This is a genomic window from Caulobacter sp. P1_B12_2 (assembly GCF_056406675.1).
In genome coordinates, this window is the sequence record NZ_JBFTZS010000402.1 from 1 (window position 1) to 4337 (window position 4337).

The 4337-nt window shown below is 63.5% G+C and carries 2 protein-coding genes; one reads left to right on the top strand and one right to left on the bottom strand.

Annotated elements, in window-relative coordinates; all coding sequences use genetic code 11:
- Window positions 1–158, bottom strand: a 158-nt coding sequence (locus tag AC1DZ6_RS20150; RefSeq protein ID WP_477098914.1) for a beta-lactamase hydrolase domain-containing protein, incomplete at its 3' end; no start/stop codon positions are given.
- A 608-nt stretch (window positions 159–766) separates the two neighbouring features.
- Between AC1DZ6_RS20150 and AC1DZ6_RS20155 the strand changes: the two genes are divergently transcribed.
- The gene (locus tag AC1DZ6_RS20155; protein ID WP_477098913.1) at window positions 767–3982 is read left to right on the top strand and encodes a TonB-dependent receptor; all 3216 of its coding nucleotides are present in this window, start codon (window positions 767–769) and stop codon (window positions 3980–3982) included.
- The last annotated feature ends 355 nt before the right edge of the window (window positions 3983–4337 follow it).

Below are 4337 nucleotides of genomic sequence, written 5' to 3' on the forward strand. Positions count from 1 at the left end.
GCCTCGACCTGGGCGCTCGACGGCTGGCCCGGCTCCTCGTCGTCGGGACGATTGTTGATCACCAGAACGAAGCCTTCGCTCGCCGCGCGACCCAGGTCGTCGACCGCGATCTGGGGGCTGACCGAAAGCGAGTCGGTTACACGGCGGAACGCGGTCATGGCTTGTCACTCGTGGAGAGGGCGGGGAGGGCGGCGTGTCAGCCCCATCTTCCCGGCACTTGGGCGCCCGTGCAACGGTCAGCCGCGGTGAAATGTGGCAGAAATCTGAGCAATCAATGGGAAGGATTTCGCCGGTATCGCCGCTATTCGGCACTTGGTAGCGATATCCGAGAGGTTTCTTGGGGTGTTTCCGCGAATGTCAACACGATGCGGGGCGTTTTAACCGGTTTTTGCGCTGATCTTCGCTTGGAGCTCGCGAACGGCGCGCTCGGGTCGAATTTGCCTGTGAGCCCAACGGGATACCGGGGTCGAGACCCATGTTATCCCTCGGTTTGAGGAGAATCTGAGCGGCGTTCGTCAGAAATGAGGCGATCGTGTTGCGATAATGCGACAGCCTGGGGCGATGTTATTACGGACTGGTAATGGGAATTGACCCGTGCGCGGCACGCCTCCTAACGTCACGCTAACCGGGGAAATGTTTTCCGGGACACCTAAGTTCTCGTGGTGGAGTTGGGGCAAAAATCCGGACAGGCCGAACGTAACGCCCCCGAAAGGGGCGCGTGCGGGCGGTCGGGATGCTTCGCCATGTCAGAGGGGATATTATGAAGATGAATTCCACCAAGGGCGGCGCACGTGCGCGTCTTTTGACGTCGACGCTGCTGGCCGGCCTGGCCACCGTCGCCGCGCCGCTGGCGGTCACCGCGATCGCCACGGCGATCCCGACCCTGGCCAGCGCCCAGGACTACAGCTCGGGCTCGCTGATCGGCACCGTCAAGGATTCGGCCGGCGTCACCGTTCCGGACGCGACCGTCACGGTTAAGTCGCTCGACCAGGGCTTCACCCGTAACGTCACCACCGACGGTTCGGGCCAGTTCCGCGTTCCCCTGATTCCGATCGGCGGCTACTCGGTCTCGATCGCCAAGGAAGGCTACCAGCCGACCAGCGACGGCAACGTCCGCGTTGGCCTGGGCGGTTCGACCGCCTACACCTTCACCCTGGCCTCGGCCGACGCTTCGGTCAGCGAAGTGGTCGTCACCGCCACCGCCAACCCGCAACTGGACTTCGCCGCGACGACCAAGGGTCTGACCGTCGRCATGGAGACCCTGACCAAGCAAGCGCCGATCGGCCGCTCGCTGACCGCGGTCGTCCAACTGGCTCCGGGCGTCGTCAGCGGTTCGGCCGCCCGCGTGGGCACCGCTCCGAGCGCGGCCAACTTCGGCGCCCAGCCGTCGGTCGGCGGCGGCTCGGTCGCTGAAAACGCCTTCTACATCAACGGCCTGAACATCACCAACTTCGACACGTACATCGGCGCCGCCGAAGTGCCGTTCGACTTCTACAAGTCGATCGAAGTGAAGACCGGCGGCTACCCCGCCGAGTTCGGCCGCGCCACGGGCGGCGTCATCAACGCCGTCACCAAGTCGGGCTCGAACGACTTCAAGGTCGCCGTGCACGGCAACTTCGAAATGGACGGCCTGCGCGAAGACTCGCCGGACACCTACATCATCGCCAACCACCGCAGCGCCCGTTCGGACAAGAGCGGCACGTTCGAGGTCAGTGGCCCGATCATCAAGGATCACCTGTTCTTCTACGTGCTGAACCAACAGCGCGAACAAGAGCAAAAGACCGCCTACAAGACCGTCGGCCAGTACACCATCGACAAGTCGAACGACCCGTTCTGGGGCGCCAAGATCGACGGTTACATCACCGACCGTCACCGCGTCGAACTGACCTATTTCGACACCCAGAAGACCATCGACCGCACCGCCTACGGTTACGTCGCGGGCACCGACACCATCGGCGCCCAACTGCCCTCGACGGTCTACCGTCAAGGCGGCGTGAACTACGTGGCGCGCTATACCGGCTCGTTCACCGATTGGTTCACCCTGTCGGCCGCCTACGGCCGTAACCGCGACTCCAACAGCACCCTGCCGTCCAACACCGTCGATCCGCTGGTCCAGGACGACAGCACGGGCACCGTGCTGACGCCGAGCGCCCAGAAGCAAGCCTCGATCGAAACTCGCAAGACGCTGCGCGAATTCTATCGCGTGGACGGCGACCTGTACTTCAACCTACTGGGCGATCACCACGTCCGTGGCGGCTACGACCACGAAAAGACGACGCTGAACCACGCCTCGTTGCGTACGGGCCCGGGCGCCACCGGCATCGGCTACATCTACCACACGGGCTCGGACGAAGACACGTTCAACGTCGCTGACGGCGAACACTACGTCGAAATCCTGACCCAACGTCTGGGCGGTGCGCCGGTGCACGGCGTGAACGCGGCCTGGTACGTGCAAGACGCCTGGGACATCACGCCGAACCTCAGCCTGCAGTTGGGTATCCGCAATGACAAGTTCACCCTGGACAACCTCCTGGGCGAGCAGGTCCTGAACCTGAAGGACAACTGGGGCCCGCGTTTCGGCGTGACCTGGGATCCGGTCGGCGAAGGCAAGGACAAGGTCTCGGCCTCGTTCGGCCGCTACTACATCCCGCCGGCGTCGAACCTCAGCTATCGCGGCGCCGACCTCGGCTACAGCGTGTTCTTCCGCGCGCCGGGCTACAATGCGCTCACCAACCCGACGGCTAACTTCACCCGCGCGCCCAACCAGGTTCCGACCGGCCTGGGTTCGCAGATCACTGAAGCCACCCAGGGCACCACGCCCGGCGTGCTGACGACCTGCCCGAACAACAACATCATCGCCGGCGCCACGCCGGGCGCTGTGGCTTGTACCGTTTCGTTCGGTCTGGGCATCGCCGAACCGGCCTATTCCAAGGCCGCCGTCGGCATCAAGGCTTCGCAGGAAGACGAATACACCGTCGGCTACGAGCGCCAGATCAACGACCTGTGGAAGGCCGGTGTGAACCTGACCTACCGCAAGCTGAACCGCATCTCGGAAGACACGACCCTCGACCCGTTTGTGGTGAACTGGTGTAACGCTCACGTCACGGGCGCGACGCTGACCGCCTGCCGCACGATCTACAACAACTCGTGGCAGTACATCGTCTTCAATCCGGGCCAAGACCTGACGATCAAGCTCCGTCAGCCTGATGCCCTGGTCCACGACGCGCCCACCATCGCCGCCGCGGCCGCCCTGCCGAAGACGCTGACCTTCACCGCGGAAGAGCTGAACTTCCCGAAGCCGAAGCGCGAATACATCGCTCTAGAGTTCACCTTCGAGCGCGCCTTCGACGGCAAATGGGGTGTGAAGGGCTCGTACACCCTGTCGGAAAGCAAGGGTAACTACGAAGGCACCGTGCTGTCTGACAACCAGCAGCAAGACGCTGGTTCGACCGTGCTGTATGACTTCGTCGGCCTGACCGAGAACCAGTACGGCCTGCTGCCGAACCACCACGCGCATCAGTTCAAGGCCTTCGGCTCCTACGCCGTGACCGACAACCTGATGTTCGGCGCTAACGCCACCGTGATCTCGCCGAAGCACCAGGGTTGCCTGGGTCTCCACGACGACCTCACGGATCCGAACTCGGCTGGCTACGGTGCGGCTTCGCGTTACTGCAGCACCTTCAACCCCAACGGCACCGTGCAAACGCCGCACGTTCCGCGTCCGCGGGGCGAGGGTCTGAAGACCGATTGGCAGACCTCGCTGGATCTGTCGGTTCGCTACACCGTTCCGGAGAAGATCATGGCGCTGGGCGGCAACCTCGTCCTGCGCGCCGACATCTTCAATGTGTTCAATCAGGACGCGATCACCTCGCTCGAAGAGCGTGGCGAAACCGGCCAAGGCGGACGCAACAACAACTACGCCAAGCCGATCGCCTACCAAGATCCGCGCTACGTGCGGTTCGGCTTCGACCTGGACTTCTAAGGTCAAGCCCTTAGCGAAAGCTGGAATGGCGGCGGGCTCCTCGGAGCCCGCCGTTTTTCTTTGGGCGTCACCCTGGATTTCCAGGCGGTGACGGCCGTAGCCCCGCCACCGTCGTTTCCCTCCCCATGAGGGGGAGGGAAGGGCGTCGATGCTCGGCGTATGGCGAATGAAGTCCATCGATTTCAACGCCTTGAAATTTCTCGACCTAACTTATCCCCACCCTCTCAGACCGCCGCATAATGCTTGCACCTGGAGGCACGGGGAGGGCGCACGTACGGCGACCGATGCGGCTTTCGGGGGCGATCGAGCGGGAAGCTCTGTCGGCTGTGTTGTCCGCGTGCGTAGGGACAGCATC